Source organism: Citromicrobium bathyomarinum (assembly GCF_021021475.1).
In the GTDB taxonomy this organism is placed as follows: Bacteria; Pseudomonadota; Alphaproteobacteria; order Sphingomonadales; family Sphingomonadaceae; genus Alteriqipengyuania; species Alteriqipengyuania bathyomarina.
The window spans coordinates 156,524-174,105 of record NZ_JAINWL010000002.1 but is presented as its reverse complement, the minus strand read 5'-3'; the positions used below and the strand labels follow the sequence as shown (position 1 = coordinate 174,105).

Genomic DNA, 17,582 nt, shown 5'->3' with positions numbered 1-17,582 from the left:
CAGCCCTCAGCCTTCGGGATTGGTCGCGGGCGCGCTTTCGGGCACCGGCTGATCGGCACCCATCGCGCTCGCCGCTTCGGCTTCGCCGGTTTCCGCGCCTTCGACTGCACCAGGGCCTTCGCCCGGCGAATCGGCGTCTTCTTCACCCTCTGCAGGCTCTTCTGCTACCGGTGCGGGCAGCGGCGGGCCGCCACCATTTTCGAGCAGATAGAGGATCACGTTGGCGCGATCTTCGGCCTTGGAAAGCCCGGCGAAGCTCATCTTGGTGCCGTTGGCGAAGGCCTTCGGGCTGGTCAGCCAGGCGTCCATGTTGTCGTAAGTCCAGTCCCCGCCATGACCCGACAGAGCCGAGCTGTAGGCGAAACCGGCGGCGTGCTGGCCGATCGGTTTGCCCATAACGCCCCACAGATTCGGACCGATGCCGTCCGCGCCACCCTGGGCGATCGTGTGGCATGCGGTGCACTTGGCGAAGACCGCTTCGCCCGCAGACGCGCTGCCCGCGGCGAGCAGGTTGGCAAACGGCGGGCCAGCATCGGCGGCGCCTTCTTCCTCGTCCGCCTGGATGAAGAAGCCAGGTTCCGCCCCTTCGGGCAGCTCGTTATCGTCGGCATGGAAGTACATCGAGCTGATGCTCGACGCGCCAAGCGCGATAACGCCGGAAAACAGGATCCACCCGAATGCGGTGTTGCGATTGTCTTTCATCGAAATGTGCCTGGCCGTTTCTGGAATGGGAGACTGCAGGAAGGGTGCGCGCGCGATCTAGCCAGAGCGCCCGATATGCGCAAGTGCCACGCTGGCGTTGCGAAACGAACCATTCGCGAACGCGACGGCTTGCGGCCCCGTGTACGCCATGCCAAGCCCGCCGGCGTGACGACAGGGGCAGCGACCAGTGAGGGGGCAGTGGACGCCTGGCGCGCGGTGCGCAGCGATTCGGACATCCAGTTCGCGCCCATCGCACAGCCCGATCCGCCCCAGACGCCCGAATGGCTGCGCGCGCTCGGCGAATTTCTGGTCGATCTGCTGGGGCCGGTAGCACGACTGTTCGTTGCCGCATGGCCGGTGCTGATGTGGGTGCTGATCGCGATCGGCGTCGCCCTGCTGGTGCTGCTGATCGTGCGGATCTTCGACATTCCGGTGCTCAAGCGGCGCAGCAAGGCGTCCGACCAGTCCGAGGATACCCTGCCCGATCGGGCCGAGGCCGAGGCGCTGCTGAGCGATGCCGACGCGCTCGCCGCGCAGGGCCGCTATGGCGAGGCGGTGCGCCTGCTGCTCGCGCGCAGCATCGGGCAGATCGCCAATCGCCGCCCCGATCTGGTCCATCCGTCCAGCACCGCGCGCGAATTGTCCCGGCTCGACGCCCTGCCCGACGCCGGTCGGCGCGCCTTCGCCGCGATCGCGCGCAGTGTGGAACGCGCCTTGTTCGCGCTGGAAGACCTGACCGAGCGCGACTGGAACGAAGCGCGCGCCGCCTATGCCGACTTCGCGCTGGAGCGTGGCTGAGATGGCCGATGCAAAGGCATCCGGCGCCTTCAGCAAGCGCGGCACCTTCGCGCTGGTGCTGTTCGCGGCGCTCGCCTTCGTCGCCTTCCTGTTCCTGATCGGGCGGGGCGGGCTGGAAGGCAGCGGCAATAATGGCCAGGCGCACGCGGCGGGCACCGGGCTCGCCGGATTTGCCGGGCTCACCCGCCTGCTGGAAGAGGACGGCGTGTGGGTCGAGCGGTCGCGCGATCGCGGTGCGCTGAACGATCCCGGCCTGCTGGTCCTCACCCCCCCGGCGAATATCGACGACGAGGAATTCGCCGAGATCATCGAGCGCCGCCGGACCATCGGCCCGACAATGATCATCGCGCCCAAGTGGTTCGCGATGCCCGCGCAGGGGGACAGGAACAGCAAGCCCGGCTGGGTCCACCTGCTGGGCGCGAGCGAAAACTGGGCGATGACGATCGATGGCCGCACGCTCTCCTTCCCCCATATCGACCTGAAGGACCGCACCGCGCGCTGGCGCGGCCTCGGCCTGAGCGGAACCCTGCCCAGCAAGGATGCGCTGGCGGCGGTCGAAATCGGAGCGGTTGACGCCGAGAACAGCGCGGGCAGCGAGAGCGGTTTCCTCGCCCCGCTGGTGGAGGACGGCGACGGGCGCATGCTCGTCGCCTACCTCGCCGATGACGGCAGCTATCTCGATGGCGACCTCTATCTCGATCCCGAACGTGGCGACAGCGCGCCGGTCTATGGCGTGATGCTGGTCGCCGAACCCGATCTCATGAACAACTGGGGGATGGCCGAGGAAAAGCGCGCGCTGCTGGCGCTCGACCTGATCGACATTGCCCGGCAGGGGACCGACGGGCCGGTCCGCTTCGACCTGACGCTGAACGGCATGGGCGGATCGCGCAATCTGCTGACCCTCGCGTTCGAGCCGCCCTTCCTCGCCGCCACGCTGACGCTGCTGCTGGCGCTGGCCATCGCGATGTGGCGCGCCTTCACCCGTTTCGGCCCCGCGCTGCGCCCCGCCCCCGCGATTGCCCCGGGCAAGAGCCAACTGGTTGCCAATGGCGCGCAGGTAATCGCCCGCAGCGGCCGCATGCGCCTGCTGCGCGAGCCTTACGCATCGCTGATGCGCGCGCGAATCGCCCATCGGCTCGGCCTGCAACCGGGCGATGACGAGGGGATCGAGCGCGCACTCTCCGCGCGTGGCGCACCTGCGCTCGACCCAGCGCTGGAGGCGCTCGCCTCGGCCAGCAACCGCAAAGACCTGCTGCGCGCCGCCCGCGCGCTCCGCGATCTCGAAAGGACCCTATGACCCAGGAACTCGAACCGCTCCGCACGCTGGCCGCCGATGTGAAGGCAGAGGTCGGCAAGGCGATCATCGGGCAGGAGGCGATGGTGGATCACCTGCTGATCGCCCTGATCGCGCAGGGGCACGTGCTGATGGAAGGCCCGCCGGGGACCGCGAAGACCTTCCTCGCGCAGTGCTTCGCGCGCGCGACGGGCCTCGATTACGGGCGCATCCAGTTCACGCCCGACCTGCTGCCAGGCGATATCCTGGGCTCCAACCTGTTCAACTTCCAGACCAGCCAGTTCACCCTGACGCGCGGCGCGATCTTTACCGAGCTGCTGCTGGCGGACGAGATCAACCGCACCCCGCCCAAGACACAGGCCGCGCTGCTGGAGGCGATGCAGGAACGGCGCGTGACGCTGGATGGGGAGACACACCTGCTGCCCGACCGCTTCATGGTCGTCGCGACGCAGAACCCGATCGAGAGCCAGGGCGTCTACCCGCTGCCCGAGGCGCAGCTCGATCGCTTCCTGTTCAAGCTGCTCGCCGAATATCCCAGCGAGGAGGAAGAGGCGCGGATCGTCGCGCGATTCGGCACAGAACAGGGCCCGCCCCGGCCCGAGGCCTTCGGGATCGAGCCGGTGACGGGCCGTGACGCGCTGCAGCAGGCCATTGCCGCGGTGAAGGCGGTCACGCTCGCGCCGGAGAATGTCGACTACGTGGTCCGGCTGGTCCGCGCGACGCGCAGCCATGCCGACCTTGCGACCGGCGCAAGCCCGCGTGCCGCGGTGCTGCTGGGCAATGCCGCGCGCGTGCGCGCCGCGCTCGACGGGCGCGACTATGTGGTGCCCGACGATATCAAGGCGCTCGCCACGGCCGTGCTGCGCCACCGCCTGATCCTCTCCGCCGCCGCCGAGATCGAGGGGCGCGAGGTCGAGGGGATCGTCGACGACCTGATCGAAAGCACCGAGGCGCCGCGCTAGCACCATGGCCGCCGCGCTGCTCCCCACCATCCGCACCGCGCGGATCGTCGCGCTGGCCGCGCCGCTGGCGCTGGCGGTCGCGCTGCTCGCGCCGCAGGCGTGGCTCGCGGTGCCGGTCGCGGCGGGGGTGCTGCTGGTGCTGGTGCTGATCGACGCCGCGCGTGCGGGCACGCTCGGGGAATGGACAATCGCGCATGATGGCGATGTCGAGATCGGCCAGCCTGCCCCGCTGAGCGTATCGGCAGACATAAACGGCACTCCGGGAGCGGTGCGCGCCGCCGTGTCGCTCGACCCGCGACTTGCGCCGGGCGGGCGGGCCGATCTGGCTCTGCAACGTAAACAGGAGGTGTGGACCGCGCAGACGCAGCTGGTGCCGCAGCGTCGCGGAACCGCGCCGGTTGATACCCTGTGGCTCGCCTGGGACGGCCCCTGGGGCCTCGGCAGCCGCCAGCAGCGGATCGCGCTGGAGCGGGAAATCCGCGTGTGGCCCGACCTCTCGCCGATCCGCTCGCGCCCATTGCAGGCGCTGCTGCGCGATGCGGAGCTGGGCCTGATCGCCCGGCGGCGGCGCGGCGAAGGCACCCAGTTCGAAGCGCTGACCGAATACGAGGCGGGGATGGACAAGCGCCGGATCGACTGGAACGCGAGCGCCCGCCACGCCGCACTCTATGCGCGCGAGAACGAGACCGAGCGCAACAACCAGATCGTGTTCGCGTTCGATTGCGGGCAGGCGATGTGCGAGCCGATCGACGACGTGCCCCGGCTCGACCGGGCGATCAGCGCGGGGCTGACCGCCGCCTATGTCGCGCTGAAGGGCGGCGATCGCGCGATGCTGTTCGGCTTTGCCCGGCGCCCCGTGCTCGCCAGCCCCTTCGTTGGCGAGACCCGCGCCTTTGCGCGGTTGCAGCAGGCGGCGGCCGGGCTCGACTATCGCCAGGGGGAGGAGGCGAACTACACCCTCGCGCTCGCCACCCTGTCCGCCCGGCTCAAGCGCCGGTCGCTGGTCGTGCTGTTCTCCGACTTCAGCGACACCACTGCGGCGGAGCTGATGATCGAGAGCCTCGGGCGGCTGAGCCAGCGCCACGCGGTGGTGTTCGTCACGCTGGAAGATCGCGAGCTTGCGCAGTTCACCAATGCCGCGCCCGACAGCGTCGACGACGTTGCCCGCGCGGTCACCGCCGACGCGCTTTCGCGCCAGCGCCAGCTGGTGCTCACCCGGCTACGGCGGATGGGCGTGGACGTGATCGAGGCACCTTACGACAAGCTCGGCTTCGCGGTGATCGACCGCTATCTGTCGCTGCGCACGCAGGAGGCGATCGCAGGATGAAGGCCCCCACCATCCGCAACCCCTTCGCGGCGCAGCCCCTGCCCGAACAGCCCGATATCGAGGCGGCGGCGCTTCGGTCCGACCGTTTCCGGCTGGAGCGGGAGGGCGACTGGCGGCGGCTCGAACACATCGTCCGTCGGCTGGAACGCGGCTTCGCCTTCCGCCTTTCGGACGAGGATATCATGGACCTGCCCGTGCTCTACCGGCAGGCCGCATCGAGCCTGGCGGTCGCGCGCGAGACCTCGCTCGATGCGGCGACGCTGCGCTTTCTTGAGGATCTGGTGCAGCGCGCCTGGTATCAGGTCTATGGCCCGCGCAGCGGCCTGCTGCGCTGGCTCGGCGGGTTCTTCCGGGGTGGCTGGAGCCGCGCGGTGCGGGCGATCTGGCTCGACATCCTGCTCGCCTTCGCGGCGATGGCCGCCGGGGTCGCGGCGGGCTGGCTGCTGGTTGCGCGCAACGTCGAATGGTATTTCGCGCTGGTCCCCGGCTCGATGGCGGACGCCCGCGTTCCCGGTGCCAGCCGCGCGCAGCTGGCCGAAACGCTGGCGATTGCCGATGGCGCGGGCGGCCTCTCCGCCTTCGCCGCGCAGCTGTTCTACAACAATGCGAGCGTGTGCATCCTCGCCTTCGCGCTGGGCTTCGCGTTCGGCGTGCCCACGCTGCTGCTGCTGATCTACAATATGGCGCTGCTGGGCGCGATGGCGTGGCTGTACAACTCGGTCGGCCTGCTGCCCGACTTCCTTGCGTGGCTGAGCGTGCATGGCACCACCGAGCTGACAGCGATCCTGCTGGCGGGCGCGGCGGGCGTGCATGTCGGGCGGCGGATGGCCTTCCCCGGCGATGCCAGCATCCTCTCCACGACGGCAGAGGCAGGCCGCCGCGCCGCGCTGGTGATGCTGGGCTGCGTGTTCATGCTGATCTTCGCCGCGATCCTGGAAGCCTTCCCGCGCCAGCTCGCCGGGCCGGAGGCGCGCGCGATCATCGGCGCGTTCATGGCGATCGCGTGGGCTGCGCTGTTCGTGCTGGTGGGCCGAGAGCGCAAGGGAGCGAGCGCGTCATGAGTACCGCTAGCAAATCCCTCGATGCCAAGCGGCAGCGGCAGATCGTCACGCCCGAAGGCGTGCCGCTGGGTGTGACGCTCGCCACGCGCGGCTCGCGCCTGATCGCGCTGATCCTCGACTATGTGATCATGTTCGTCGGCCTGTTCCTGATCGCGCTCGCGCTGCTGCTGGTCGGGATCAATCTCGGCCAGCTGGACGCGCTGGGCACGGGCGCGGGCGAGTTCCTGGTGGTCGTGTTCTTCATCGTGCTGTTCCTGGCGTTCAACGGCTATTTCATCTTCTTCGAGATGGGCCCGCGCGGCGCCACGCTGGGCAAGCGGGCGGTGGGCATCAGGGTCGCCGCACGCCCGCAAGGCCAGTCGGGCGAGCGGCTGACCGCAGAAGCGATCATCGCGCGCAACCTGCTGCGCCAGATCGAGATCTTTCTGCCGCTGACCTTCTTCAGCACCGCGGGCGAGGCAGGCTCCGGCCCTGCATGGCTGGTCGGGTCGCTGTGGTTCGCGGTGTTCATGCTGTTCCCCTTCTTCAACCGCGACGCGCTGCGTGCGGGCGACGTGGTCGCGGGCACCTGGGTGGTCGAGGCCCCGCGCCGCAAGCTGGCCGAGGCGCTGTCGCTGCGGCAGGAGAGCGAGCCTGCGGCCGAGGCGGCCTATCGCTTCGGCCCGGAAGAGCTGGAGGTCTACGGCGAGTACGAGCTGCAGTCGCTCGAACGCGTGCTGCGCGATGGCGATGAGGAGACGCTGGCTGCGGTGCACGCTGCGATCGTGCGCAAGATCGGCTGGCAGGCCGGATCGGGCGACGAGCGTGCCTTCCTCGAATCCTTCTACACCGCGCTCAGGGCCAAGCTGGAAGGCGACATGCGCTTCGGCAAGCGCAAGGCGGACAAGCACGCCGAGGTCGACCGGGGCGGGCCACCCCTGCGCTGATGGGCCCTGCGCTGATCTCCCCCGGCTGATTGCCCGACTCGCGTCGATCCGGTATTGTCTGTGATCGGAGAGACTTATGCGACACGCCCCCGAGATCAACGATTACATCACCCGCGATGAAGTCGCCGCGCTCAGCGCCAAATCGGATGCGCGCGCGGCAGCGACCGTGCTGTTTCAGGCGGGCCTCGCCGTGGCCGCCTTCGCGGTCGCGATCCTCTGGCCCAACCCGCTGACGATCCTTGCCGCGATCATCATTCTGGGCGGGCGCATCCAGGCCTTCGGGATCATCACCCACGACTGCGCGCACGGCGCGTTCTTCCGCACGCCGAAGCTGAATGTCTTGGTAGGCAAGTGGATCAGCGGAGCGGCGGCGCATGTCCCGCTCGATCTCTATCGCCGCTACCACCTCGACCATCACAAGTTCGCCGGCACGCCGGACGATCCAGACAAGTGGATGGTGAAAGCCTATCCGGTCACGCGCGCCTCACTGAAGCGCAAGCTGATCCGCGACATCACCGGCCAGACCGGGTTTCGCGACCTTGTGGGCGAGATCAAGCGCTTCAAATGGAGCGAGACCGGGCCTTCGGTGCTGTTCCACACGCTGCTGTTCGTCGCGCTGCTCGCAGTGGGTGCGCCGTGGGCCTATCTGATGTGGTGGGCGGCGCGGATCTTCGTCTATCCGCTGACCATGCGGCTGCGCCAGATTTCGGAGCATGGCGTCGCGAAGGACCGCGATGCGATGGATGCGCGGATCAACACGGGCACCACGATCCCGCGCTGGTGGGAGGCGCTGCTGCTCTCCCCGTGCAATGTGAACTACCATCTGGAGCATCACATCTTCGCGGGCGTGCCGCCCTATCGCCTCGCGCGGTTGCACCACCTGCTCAAAGAGCGCGGCTATTACCGCGACCACGACTGCATCGCCTACGGCTTCGGCGACGTGTTGCGCCGCGCGACGCGGGTGGGCTGACCAAGAAGTCTCCCCTCCCCTTGGGGAGGGGTTGGGGGTGGGGGTTCCCCACCATCGGCTTAAGCACCACCCCCTCCCCGACCTCCCCCTTCAAAGGGGGAGGAGCAGGTCGCGCTTCACGCGGGCGGGCATTTTCCTACTTCAGACACACAGGTTAGAACGACGACGGCTCTTTCCCATCGTCGTCCCCTCGCTCACCCGCGCGGCCCAAAATCCGCAAAACGTCGCCCGGAGTACCCCAAGCTCTCGAGAGATATGAACTTTCTCAGGGTGACGCATGGGTGACACGTGTCACCCTGCGTCATGCGGCTGCGATCACTCGCCATCGCCGAAGATCGCGACTTCCTTCACGCCCTTGCTGGTTTCGCGGGCGCGATACATGCCCGGCGTGTTGAAGCTGAAGACGGCGGGGCCGAAAGGCGACACCACGATCACCCCACCGTCGCCGCCCAGGTCTTTCACCTCGGCCAGCACCTCGTCCGCCACCTGTCGGACATCGTCTTCGTCCAGCCACAGCTCGCTCGCGTGCACGGCATATTCGGGAAAGCCGAGTTCGTCGCGCGGCACGCTCTCTTCCGCTTCTTCGAGCAGGTCGTTCCAGGCAAGCCGCAGCCGCGTGCAGATTTCCTGCGCCACGCCCACCCGGATGAAGTACTCGCCCGCGCCGGTGGCGGAGACCGCGCAGCTGCGGTTGTCGGCATAGGTGCCCGCGCCGATCACCGGCGCATCGCCGATCCGGCCCCAGCGCTTCCCGGTCAGCCCGCCGGTCGAGGTGCCCGCCGCCATGTTGCCTTCGAGGTCGAGCGCGACCGCGCCGACCGTGCCATATTTGTAATCGACATCGATTGCGGAAAGCTTTTCAGCTTTCAGCCGTTCGAGAGAGCGCAACCGGCTCTCGGTCCGAAACCATTCATTGGGCACCCGCTCCAGATCTGTGCCGTCGGCGAAGGTCTCCGCCCCGGCACCGCTCAGGAAGACATGCCGCCCGTCGCGCATCACTTCCTGCGCGAGCAGGATCGGGTGGCGCACCGTGCCGATGCCGGTGACCGCGCCAGCGGAGCGGTCGCGCCCGTCCATCAGCGCGGCGTCGTGCTCGATCGTGCCATCCCAGGTGAACACCGCACCGCGTCCGGCGTTGAACTTGGGGTCGTCTTCCATGAGGGTGATCGCGGCGGTCACCGCGTCCATCGCGCTGCCGCCATCGCGCAGGATCGCCGAACCTGCTTCGAGCGCGGCATCCAGCGCGGCGCGATACTCCGCCTCCTGCTCGGGCGTCATATTGGCCCGCTCGATCGTGCCCGCGCCGCCGTGGATCGCGAAGGACCAGCGCGGCTCGCCCGGCTCGTAGTCCTCCTGCGCCAGCGCCGGAGCGGTCAGAAAGCTTGCGAGTGCGAGTGCGATGATGGCGCGCATGAAAATCTCTCCTGATGCGGGCGGGACAATGCCGCGCTTGCCCCGCCCGGTCCAGCTTCCCCTGCGTGGTGGCGCGCGCTAGGCCGGTGCCATGATCCTGCGCCCCGCCATGCCCAAAGATGCACCCGCACTCGCCACGCTGGGGCGGGAGAGTTTCTGCGCGGCTTTCGAGCATCTCTACAAGCCCGAAGATCTCGCCGCCTTCCTAGAGCAGGCCTATGCGGAAAACGCCGTTGCCGGCGAGATCGCCGATGATTGCCATATCCACCGCCTCGCCGATGATGGCGAACGGCTGCTGGGTTACGTCAAGCTGCGCGCGCCCAGCGGGTATGCGGGGTATTCGGACGCGGCGAACCCGATCGCGCTCGGCCAGCTCTACACGCAGCCGAAGCTGACCGGGCAGGGCATCGGTGCCGCGCTGATGGACTGGGCGATGGCCGAGGCGCGGGAGCGCGGCCACGATGCGGTCCAGCTATCGGTGTGGAGCGAGAATTTCGGCGCTCAGCGGTTCTACCAGCGGTACGGCTTCGCCAAGATCGCGGACATAGACTTCTGGGTCGGCAATCACCGCGATGATGAATTCCTCTACGAACTCAGGCTTTAGCGACCCGTTCGGCTGTCCGCCCAGGCCTGTCGTTCGTCGAGCGCACCCTTGCCAAGCCCGGCCCGCAGGCGCACGCCTCGCCCGCAGAATATCCAGGGGGAATACCTGACCATGAAGACCTTCGCCGCCGCCATCGCGCTCGTCGCGCTGCTGCCCGCCGCACCCGCTTTCGCCCAGGCCGAAACCACGCAGAGCGCGCCCGCCCAGCCCGACTGGGTCGAGACCAGCAATGCCTACACGCAGAAGCTGATCGACTTCGAAGCGCAGTTCTCTCCCGAAGGCGCCTCGTCCGCCGGGTACGAGCAGTACGACGGGCAGACCTTCGACTATTCGCTCGACGCGGACGAGCGCTACGTCGCCGGGGCGAAGGAACTGAAGGCCGAATTCACCGCCGCGATGGCGCGGGAGAGCAATCCCTTCGTCAAGCAGGACCTCGCGATCCTGATCGACAATCTCGACCTCGAGATCACCGAGCGCGAGTTGAACGACAAATACATGCTCGAATGGGCCGAGCTGCCGCAGGGCATTTTCTATTCGATCGGTTCGATCCTGTCCGACCAGACGGCCGAAAACCGCCACGCCTCCGCGCTGGAGCTGCTGCGCAAATATACCGGTGTAGAGGATGGCTACGAACCGTATACCGAGCAGGCCAAGGCGCATTTCGAAGCCAGCCGGGGCGACGGCAAGATCGGGCCCTACCGGGTCGAGGTCGAGGAATCGATCGGCAAGATCCCGACCTTCGTCGCCGGGATCCGCGAGCTGTTCGACAAGTACGAAATCGACGGGGCGGACGAAGCGCTCGACGCGATGGAAACGCAGTTCGCCGATTACGGCGAGTGGACCCGCGAAACCGTGCTGCCGCAAGCGCGCGACACCGCGAGGCTGCCCGAGGAACTCTACGCGCTGAACCTGCGCGATGTCGGGATCGACATGGACCCACGCGAGGCAATGAGCCAGGCACGCCGCGGCTTCTACGAAATCCGCGCGCAGATGGAGGCGCTCGCGCCGCAAATCGCCGAAAAGAACGGCTGGCCCGAGACGGACATGGCCGGGGTGATGGCACGGCTGAAGCAGCAGACCATCCCCAACGACGAGATCGAGGAATTCTATCGCGGCGTGAACCGCGAACTCGAAGCCAAGGCGCGCGAGAACGACATCGTCAGCGTGCCCGATACGCAGCTGCAGATGCGCGTTGCGAGCGAGGCGGAGAGCGCCGCCCAGCCCGCGCCGCACATGCGCCCGCCGCGTCTGATCGGGAACACCGGCGAACAGGGCACCTTCGTGCTCACCGTGGGCAATCCCACCGCCAGCGCGGACGATGCCTACGACGATTTCAACTTCCCCGCCGCCGCCTGGACGCTGAGCGCGCACGAGGCCCGGCCCGGTCACGAGATGCAGTTTGCCGCGCTGGTCGAGCAGGGCGTTTCGCTCGCCCGGATGCTCTACGCCTTCAACAGCGTGAACGTGGAAGGCTGGGCGCTCTACGCCGAGGCGGAGATGATGCCGCACGAACCGATCGAAGGCCAGTTCATCGCGCAGCAGTTCCGCATGCTGCGCGCGGCCCGTGCCTTCCTCGACCCCGCGCTGAACCTTGGCCTGATGACCCGTGACGAAGCCGAATACGTGCTGCGCGAGGAAGCGCTGTTCTCGCCCGGCATGACCAAACAGGAGCTCGATCGCTACCAGTTCCGCATGCCCGGCCAGGCCGGCGCATACTACTACGGCTACCGCAAGCTGATCGACCTGCGCGTCGAGACCGAGCTGGCGCTGGGCGAGGCGTTCGACGAGAAGGAATTCAACGACTTCCTGCTCGCCCAAGGGATCATTCCGCTGGAACTGATCGCCAAGGCGGTGCGCGAGGAATTCATTCCCGCGCACAAGCAGGCCTCCTAGGGCTGGAGGGCGATCTTCACAGCCACTTCAATCGCTTGAAGATCGCCATCAGCACCGCGATGATCGCCAGGCAAATGCCGGTCACCCACCAGAAGGCATGGCCGTCGTTCACGCCCGGCATCCCGCCGACATTGATGCCGAGCAGCCCGGTAAGAAAACCGAGCGGAAGGAAGATGCCCGCCACGATCGTGAGCATGTAGGTTGCGCGTTCATTGCTGGCGAGCGCGCGGGTGCGCAGCTCGTCCATCAGCACCACCGCGCTTTCCTTGCTGACGTCGATATCGTCGAGATAGCGGCGCAGGCGGTCGATCGTCTCGGCAATCTCGCGCCGGTCGTGCTCCTCGAACCACGGCGGCGCTTCGCGACTGATCGCCTCCAGCGCGACGTGCTGCGGGCCCATGTGCCGTTTCAGACCGAGGCAATTGCGGCGGATGGTCGCGATCTTGGTCAGCATGTCCTCCGGATCGTCGTCCATGTTCATGTCCTCGAGCAGGTCGATATGCTCGTTCATGTCGACGATCGACTGGCTCATCCGGGTGACCATCGACTCAGTCAGCGCGGTGACGATCGCGCCGACATCGCCGGGGCCCGACCCGCGATCGATCTGCGCGAGAATTTCGCGGGGAGTCTGCAAGGGATGGCGGCGCAGCGTGATCAACCGGACCCCGTCGCTCCACACCTGCATCGAGATCATGTCCTCGGGCTCTGCCCCGGGGTTGAAGTTGATCCCCCGCAGCGTGGCCACCAGCGTGTTCCCTTCGCGAAAGGCGCGCGGCCGGGTGTCGTCGCTGGTAAGCAGTTCGGCGGTCGGCTCGGGAATGCCGATGCGCTGCTGCAACCACTCGTAGACACCGGGCGTGTTGCGGCACAGGTGCATCCACAGCACCTGATCGCCCGGCCCCGCACCCGCTGGTGCAGGCTCCCACTCCTGAATGCCCGCCCAGTCGATCGCGCGGCCGCCGCCCGTACCGTCCAGCACCCGCGCAAACAGCAATGGCGTGCCGGGTTCGGTGTCTGTCGCTTCACTCATGCTGCATCCTGTGCCCCAGATCCGACCCGATTCCTACGCCCGGCAGGATCGCGCGGGCACAGCCCAATGCCAAAACGTTCAATTTTATCGATAACTGCGCCAATTCCCTTGATCCGCATTCCAAACGGGGCAACAGGCGCGGCATGACAAAACCCCTCACTTACGGCCTTCGCGCCCTCCCCGTCCTCGCCATCCTGTGCTCCGCCAATCCGGCATTCGCAGGCGCATTTCTCATCCAGGAACAATCCGCCAAGGAAACCGGCCGCGCGCTGTCCGGCGCGGCTGTGGCCGCCGACGGCCCCGCCTCGATCTATTTCAACCCCGCATCGATGACCAAGCTGGACGGCGTGCAGGTCGAAGCAGCCTCGCAGTTCCTGTTCCTCACCGCCTCGCAGGAAGATCAGGGCAGCACGCGCGGCGTGCCGGGCCTGCCCGTCTCGGTTCCGACCGGCGGTAGCAATGGCGGCAACCCCTTCCCCCAGCCACTCCTGGTTCCCTCGGGCGCGATCAGCGCGCAGCTGAGCGACAACGTGTGGGCAGGCCTTGCGGTCAACGCGCCGTTCGGCCTGATCGCGCAGTATGACGACGATTTCTTCGGCCGCTACGATACGCTGCGCGCCGACGTCTTCACGCTGAATGTGCAGCCCAGCCTGGCGGTAAAGATCGGTGACAATGTCTCCGTCGGCGCGGGCATCGACGTGCAGTATATCGACGTCGAGCTGACCAATGCCGTGCCCAATCTCTCCCCCACCGCACCGGACGGTTTCGCCCGGGTGAAGGGTGACGACATCTCGATCGGCTGGAATGCGGGCATCATGGTCGATCTCGCCCCCGTCCGGATCGGTGCGCATTATCGCTCGCAGGTGAAGCAGAACCTGGAAGGCACGTTCGAGCTTTCCGGCCTGCTCGGCCCGCTGGCGGGCAACAATGCGACGGTAGACGCGACCGCGCCGCTGACCCTGCCCGATATCGCGACCCTCAGCATCCAGCTCGGCACGGATACGCCGTGGCGCGTGTTCGGCACCTGGCGCTATTACGACTGGAGTGATTTCAAGGAGATTGCGATCTATCCCGAAGGCGGGGTGCCGCCGCAGATCTCCGAACAGAACTACAAGGACAGCTGGTCGATGTCGCTCGGCGGCGAATATGACGTCTCCGACAAGCTGACGCTGCGCGCCGGTACGGCGTTCGACGAATCGCCGATCACCGACGCGTACCGCTCCGCCCGCGTGCCCGATGCCGACCGGGTGTGGGCTTCGGTTGGCCTGACCTATGATATGAGCGACCGGTTCTCCGCCAACCTCGGCTATTCGCACGTGTTCGTGAACGACGCGCCGCTCGACCGCACGGACGCCTTTTTCGAAGGCACTCCGGCGGAAATCGCGACCACGATCCGCTCCGACAGCTCGGGCAACGCGGATATCCTCGCGGTATCGCTCGGCGCGCGTTTCTGACGCGCTGACGCATCAAAGGGCCATTCGGCTTTTCCCGGCGGACATGAGTGCCTATACAGGCCTCATGTCCGTTCGCCCCTGGAGAGATATCGAACGCCGCCAGTCGCGGCAGATCATGGTCGGCAATGTGCCGGTTGGCGGCGATGCGCCGATCAGCGTGCAGACCATGACCAATACGCCGACCGAAGATGTCGGCGCGACGCTCGACCAGATTCGCCGGTGCGAGGATGCGGGAGCGGACATTATCCGCGTGTCCTGCCCGACCGAAGAGGCGACACGGCATTTCGACAAGATCACCCGCGCCGCGAATGTCCCGATCGTCGCGGACATCCACTTCCACTACAAGCGCGCACTCGAAGCGGCCGACAAGGGCGCGGCGTGCCTGCGGATCAACCCGGGCAATATCGGTAGCAGCGAGCGGGTGGCCGAGGTCGTTCGCGCCGCCAAGGCCAATGGCTGCGCGATCCGCATCGGCGTGAACGCAGGATCGCTCGAGAAGGACCTGCTCGAGAAGTATGGCGAGCCCTGCCCCGAAGCGCTGATCGAAAGCGCGCTCGACCATATCAAGCTGCTGCAGGATCACGATTTCCACGAATACAAGGTGGCGGTGAAGGCCTCCGACGTGTTCCTCGCGGTCGCAGCCTATCATGGGCTGGCGGAAGCCGTGGACTGCCCGCTGCACCTCGGCATTACCGAGGCGGGCGGACTGATCGGCGGGACGGTGAAGTCCTCGATCGGCATGGGTAGCCTGCTCTGGGCCGGCATCGGCGACACGATCCGCGTGAGCCTCTCGGCCGAGCCCGAGCAGGAAGTGCGCGTCGGCTACGAGATGCTCAAGGCACTTGGCCTGCGCACCCGCGGCGTGCGCGTCGTCTCCTGCCCCAGCTGCTCGCGGCAGGGCTTCGACGTGATCCGCACGGTCGAGGCGCTGGAGAAGCGGCTCGAACACATCAAAACGCCGATGAGCCTCTCGGTGCTCGGCTGTGTCGTCAACGGCCCGGGCGAGGCGCGCGAGACCGACATCGGGATCACCGGCGGCGGCAAGGGCAAGCACATGGTCTATCTGTCGGGCGTGACCGACCACCATGTGGAAGACGAGAGCATGCTCGACCACATCGTGCGGTTGGTGGAAGAGAAAGCCGCCCGGATCGAGGCGGGCGAGGATGTCGCCTTCGACCCGCATGCCGCCCCGGCGGTAGAAGCCGCGGAGTAGCTTGCTCCACGTCGTTCATCACGTCGACTACATGGCGCCCGCGCCGACGCGCGGCAGCTTCCGGTTCGACAAGTATCAGCTGGTAATGGTCGCGCTGCGCGAGAGCGGCCATCCGATTACCGAGCATGCTCCCGATCCCTGCCCGCGCGAATGGCTGGAGGCGGTCCACTGCCCCGACTATGTCGAGCAGGTGTTCACCGCGCAGGTTCCGTACGAGAAGGAACGGCGGATCGGCTTTCCGGTCACGCCGCATATCGCGCAGCGGGTGGCGCATACCAATGGCGGCACCTGGCTCGCCGCGCGGCTCGCGATGCGGCATGGCTACGCCGCCAACAGCGCGGCGGGGAGCCACCACGCGCTCTACGATACCGGTGCGGGTTTCTGCGTGTTCAACGATCTGGCGGTGTGCGCCAACCGTCTGATCGCGCAAGGCAACGCGCGCCGCGTGCTGATCGTCGATTGCGATGTCCATCAGGGCGACGGCACCGCCGCGCTGACCGCTGGGCGCGAGGATGTGTTCACTCTCTCGCTCCATGCGGAGAAGAACTTCCCGGTTCGCAAGGCCCGCTCCAGCCTCGATGTCGCGCTGCCCGATGGGACGAGCGATGCGGACTATCTCGATGTACTGGGCACGCACCTGCCGCGCGTACTGGATGAATTCGCGCCCGATATCGTGCTCTACCAGGCAGGGGTCGACCCGCACGAGAACGACAAGCTGGGCCGGCTCGCGCTGACCGACGAGGGGCTTGAGCGGCGCGATCGCTATGTGGTCGAAACCGTGCGCGGGCGCGGTCTGCCGGTCGCGAGCGCGTTGGGCGGTGGCTATGGCACCGACCCGCGCGTGGTGGCGGAGAGACATGCGCGTTCGATGATCGCGATGGCGCGGGAGAATGCGGCGTTCACGCGCGCTTCCTGACAGATCAAGCCGCGCGAGTCGCGGCACCGCCTTCTGCTTTCCGGAAGACTTGGTTAAGCACGTCGACGCATTGCCGCGATCTACGCGGCCCGAGGTTCAGCATATTTTTCAACACTTTCGATGCACCGCACTGACGTAACGGTTCAGCCTCTAGGGGGCCTTACGGATTACGTTGAACGCCGATGGCGCGATAGCATGTCCTCGCTCCATCAGGGGGGCATCACATCGAAAGGAGCGAAAGCATGCGCAACCTCATCTTCAGGATCGCGGCAGTCGGGCTGATCCTTGGCATGTCGAGCGCGAGCGTTCCGGCAATGGCAGAGTCGCCCGAGTTCGAAGAGTGCGTGGCAAACTGCATCGAATATGCGGACGGTAACCAGACGGTCCTCAATCAGTGCATCAACTATTGCTTCCGCACCTATAGCCCCGAGTACTGACATTCTGACGGTGTGGGCCGGGCACCGCCGGGCCCACACCCGCACACCGTCTCACTTCAGAAATAGATATCGACGTAGTCGGTCAGACGATCGCACCACTCGAATTCGCGTAGCCGGTAATAGCGGCGGTTCTGCGTGATCGCGAAATGCCAGGTCTTGTCCGCACGGCATTCGCGCCCGGTATCGGGAGTGTCGGTAATCGCGATCGTCCCGCGCAAGGTGAAGTATCCCTCGCCGATCTCCAGAATAGTCCCATCGACCTCCAGTTCGCTGCCATCGTCTCCGGTCTGGTGGCCCGAGACGTGCCACACCCCGCGCTCGTCCGGGGCGATGGAAACCGGCCCGCGATCGTCCCATCCGATCCATTGCAGCGTGATCCCACCCGGCGAAAGCAGACGATCCGCATCGCGCTGGCTCAGGATCTCGGTCGGATCCTCCAGGAAGGCCGGGTCCGATACACTCGACTGAGCCTCCAGCCCCACTGGCATCGCCGCCCAGATTGCCGCAGCAATCGTCCCCCACAGCGCGACTTGTCGCATTCTGGCACCTCCTCAAGGGCGAAACCGCGAAACGGCTTCAAGC

The 17,582-nt window shown here is 66.9% G+C and carries 17 protein-coding genes; 13 read left to right on the top strand and 4 right to left on the bottom strand.

What is annotated here, in order from left to right; genetic code table 11:
• Positions 1-6: 6 nt before the first annotated feature.
• Positions 7-702, bottom strand: coding sequence for a c-type cytochrome (locus K7H93_RS08755; RefSeq protein ID WP_230783308.1), 696 nt, complete (start codon positions 700-702; stop codon positions 7-9).
• A gap of 165 nt (positions 703-867) precedes the next feature.
• Between K7H93_RS08755 and K7H93_RS08750 the strand changes: the two genes are divergently transcribed.
• The 7 genes from K7H93_RS08750 (at position 868) to K7H93_RS08720 (ending at position 8,040) form a co-directional block, all read left to right on the top strand.
• A complete protein-coding gene (locus K7H93_RS08750; RefSeq protein ID WP_230783307.1) occupies positions 868-1,500 on the top strand; it encodes a hypothetical protein in 633 nt (210 codons plus the stop codon).
• 1 nt (position 1,501) lies between these two features.
• Complete coding sequence (locus K7H93_RS08745; RefSeq protein WP_230783306.1) at positions 1,502-2,797, top strand: DUF4350 domain-containing protein; 1,296 nt, start codon at positions 1,502-1,504, stop codon at positions 2,795-2,797.
• The gene (locus K7H93_RS08740; RefSeq protein WP_197637602.1) at positions 2,794-3,756 is read left to right on the top strand and encodes an AAA family ATPase; all 963 of its coding nucleotides are present in this window, start codon (positions 2,794-2,796) and stop codon (positions 3,754-3,756) included. Before K7H93_RS08745 ends, K7H93_RS08740 begins: the two co-directional genes overlap by 4 nt.
• A 4-nt stretch (positions 3,757-3,760) precedes the next feature.
• On the top strand, positions 3,761-5,083 hold the full coding sequence (locus tag K7H93_RS08735; protein ID WP_230783305.1) for a DUF58 domain-containing protein: 1,323 nt from the start codon (positions 3,761-3,763) through the stop codon (positions 5,081-5,083).
• Positions 5,080-6,144 (top strand): stage II sporulation protein M, encoded by a 1,065-nt coding sequence (locus K7H93_RS08730; protein WP_230783304.1) that lies wholly within the window; start codon positions 5,080-5,082, stop codon positions 6,142-6,144. Before K7H93_RS08735 ends, K7H93_RS08730 begins: the two co-directional genes overlap by 4 nt.
• The gene (locus tag K7H93_RS08725; protein WP_230783303.1) at positions 6,141-7,070 is read left to right on the top strand and encodes an RDD family protein; all 930 of its coding nucleotides are present in this window, start codon (positions 6,141-6,143) and stop codon (positions 7,068-7,070) included. Before K7H93_RS08730 ends, K7H93_RS08725 begins: the two co-directional genes overlap by 4 nt.
• A 76-nt stretch (positions 7,071-7,146) precedes the next feature.
• On the top strand, positions 7,147-8,040 hold the full coding sequence (locus K7H93_RS08720; RefSeq protein WP_230783302.1) for a fatty acid desaturase family protein: 894 nt from the start codon (positions 7,147-7,149) through the stop codon (positions 8,038-8,040).
• Positions 8,041-8,355: 315 nt separating this feature from the next.
• Here the strand turns inward: K7H93_RS08720 and K7H93_RS08715 are convergent, their stop codons facing one another.
• On the bottom strand, positions 8,356-9,453 hold the full coding sequence (locus tag K7H93_RS08715; protein ID WP_230783301.1) for an isoaspartyl peptidase/L-asparaginase family protein: 1,098 nt from the start codon (positions 9,451-9,453) through the stop codon (positions 8,356-8,358).
• Positions 9,454-9,544: 91 nt separating this feature from the next.
• Here K7H93_RS08715 and K7H93_RS08710 point away from each other — a divergent pair, with 91 nt between their 5' ends.
• On the top strand, positions 9,545-10,057 hold the full coding sequence (locus K7H93_RS08710) for a GNAT family N-acetyltransferase (RefSeq protein ID WP_010235798.1): 513 nt from the start codon (positions 9,545-9,547) through the stop codon (positions 10,055-10,057).
• Between the two features lie 111 nt (positions 10,058-10,168).
• Entirely contained in the window at positions 10,169-11,950 is a 1,782-nt protein-coding gene (locus K7H93_RS08705) for a DUF885 domain-containing protein (RefSeq protein ID WP_230783300.1), read from the top strand.
• A gap of 16 nt (positions 11,951-11,966) precedes the next feature.
• Here the strand turns inward: K7H93_RS08705 and K7H93_RS08700 are convergent, their stop codons facing one another.
• Positions 11,967-12,980, bottom strand: a complete 1,014-nt coding sequence (locus K7H93_RS08700; protein WP_230783299.1) for a zinc transporter ZntB — start codon at positions 12,978-12,980, stop codon at positions 11,967-11,969.
• Positions 12,981-13,123: 143 nt separating this feature from the next.
• Here K7H93_RS08700 and K7H93_RS08695 point away from each other — a divergent pair, with 143 nt between their 5' ends.
• The 4 genes from K7H93_RS08695 (at position 13,124) to K7H93_RS08680 (ending at position 17,000) form a co-directional block, all read left to right on the top strand.
• Positions 13,124-14,434, top strand: a complete 1,311-nt coding sequence (locus tag K7H93_RS08695) for an OmpP1/FadL family transporter (RefSeq protein ID WP_230783298.1) — start codon at positions 13,124-13,126, stop codon at positions 14,432-14,434.
• A 64-nt stretch (positions 14,435-14,498) separates the two neighbouring features.
• Complete coding sequence (gene ispG, locus K7H93_RS08690) at positions 14,499-15,647, top strand: flavodoxin-dependent (E)-4-hydroxy-3-methylbut-2-enyl-diphosphate synthase (RefSeq protein ID WP_100068250.1); 1,149 nt, start codon at positions 14,499-14,501, stop codon at positions 15,645-15,647.
• Between the two features lie 31 nt (positions 15,648-15,678).
• Positions 15,679-16,563, top strand: a complete 885-nt coding sequence (locus tag K7H93_RS08685) for a histone deacetylase family protein (RefSeq protein ID WP_230783754.1) — start codon at positions 15,679-15,681, stop codon at positions 16,561-16,563.
• A gap of 242 nt (positions 16,564-16,805) precedes the next feature.
• Positions 16,806-17,000 (top strand): hypothetical protein, encoded by a 195-nt coding sequence (locus K7H93_RS08680; protein ID WP_230783297.1) that lies wholly within the window; start codon positions 16,806-16,808, stop codon positions 16,998-17,000.
• 56 nt (positions 17,001-17,056) lie between these two features.
• On the opposite strand, the gene K7H93_RS08675 is transcribed toward K7H93_RS08680, so the two are convergent.
• Positions 17,057-17,539 (bottom strand): hypothetical protein, encoded by a 483-nt coding sequence (locus K7H93_RS08675; RefSeq protein ID WP_054527172.1) that lies wholly within the window; start codon positions 17,537-17,539, stop codon positions 17,057-17,059.
• Between the last annotated feature and the right edge of the window lie 43 nt (positions 17,540-17,582).

Coding starts and splice junctions, on each gene's coding strand:
- K7H93_RS08705 (WP_230783300.1), top strand. CDS start 10,169: ATGAAGACCTTCGCCGCCGCCATCGCGCTCGTCGCGCTGCTGCCCGCC.
- K7H93_RS08720 (WP_230783302.1), top strand. CDS start 7,147: ATGCGACACGCCCCCGAGATCAACGATTACATCACCCGCGATGAAGTC.
- K7H93_RS08735 (WP_230783305.1), top strand. CDS start 3,761: ATGGCCGCCGCGCTGCTCCCCACCATCCGCACCGCGCGGATCGTCGCG.
- K7H93_RS08755 (WP_230783308.1), bottom strand. CDS start 702: ATGAAAGACAATCGCAACACCGCATTCGGGTGGATCCTGTTTTCCGGC.
- K7H93_RS08715 (WP_230783301.1), bottom strand. CDS start 9,453: ATGCGCGCCATCATCGCACTCGCACTCGCAAGCTTTCTGACCGCTCCG.
- K7H93_RS08740 (WP_197637602.1), top strand. CDS start 2,794: ATGACCCAGGAACTCGAACCGCTCCGCACGCTGGCCGCCGATGTGAAG.
- ispG (WP_100068250.1), top strand. CDS start 14,499: ATGTCCGTTCGCCCCTGGAGAGATATCGAACGCCGCCAGTCGCGGCAG.
- K7H93_RS08675 (WP_054527172.1), bottom strand. CDS start 17,539: ATGCGACAAGTCGCGCTGTGGGGGACGATTGCTGCGGCAATCTGGGCG.
- K7H93_RS08685 (WP_230783754.1), top strand. CDS start 15,679: ATGGCGCCCGCGCCGACGCGCGGCAGCTTCCGGTTCGACAAGTATCAG.
- K7H93_RS08680 (WP_230783297.1), top strand. CDS start 16,806: ATGCGCAACCTCATCTTCAGGATCGCGGCAGTCGGGCTGATCCTTGGC.
- K7H93_RS08725 (WP_230783303.1), top strand. CDS start 6,141: ATGAGTACCGCTAGCAAATCCCTCGATGCCAAGCGGCAGCGGCAGATC.
- K7H93_RS08710 (WP_010235798.1), top strand. CDS start 9,545: ATGATCCTGCGCCCCGCCATGCCCAAAGATGCACCCGCACTCGCCACG.
- K7H93_RS08695 (WP_230783298.1), top strand. CDS start 13,124: ATGACAAAACCCCTCACTTACGGCCTTCGCGCCCTCCCCGTCCTCGCC.
- K7H93_RS08745 (WP_230783306.1), top strand. CDS start 1,502: ATGGCCGATGCAAAGGCATCCGGCGCCTTCAGCAAGCGCGGCACCTTC.
- K7H93_RS08700 (WP_230783299.1), bottom strand. CDS start 12,980: ATGAGTGAAGCGACAGACACCGAACCCGGCACGCCATTGCTGTTTGCG.
- K7H93_RS08730 (WP_230783304.1), top strand. CDS start 5,080: ATGAAGGCCCCCACCATCCGCAACCCCTTCGCGGCGCAGCCCCTGCCC.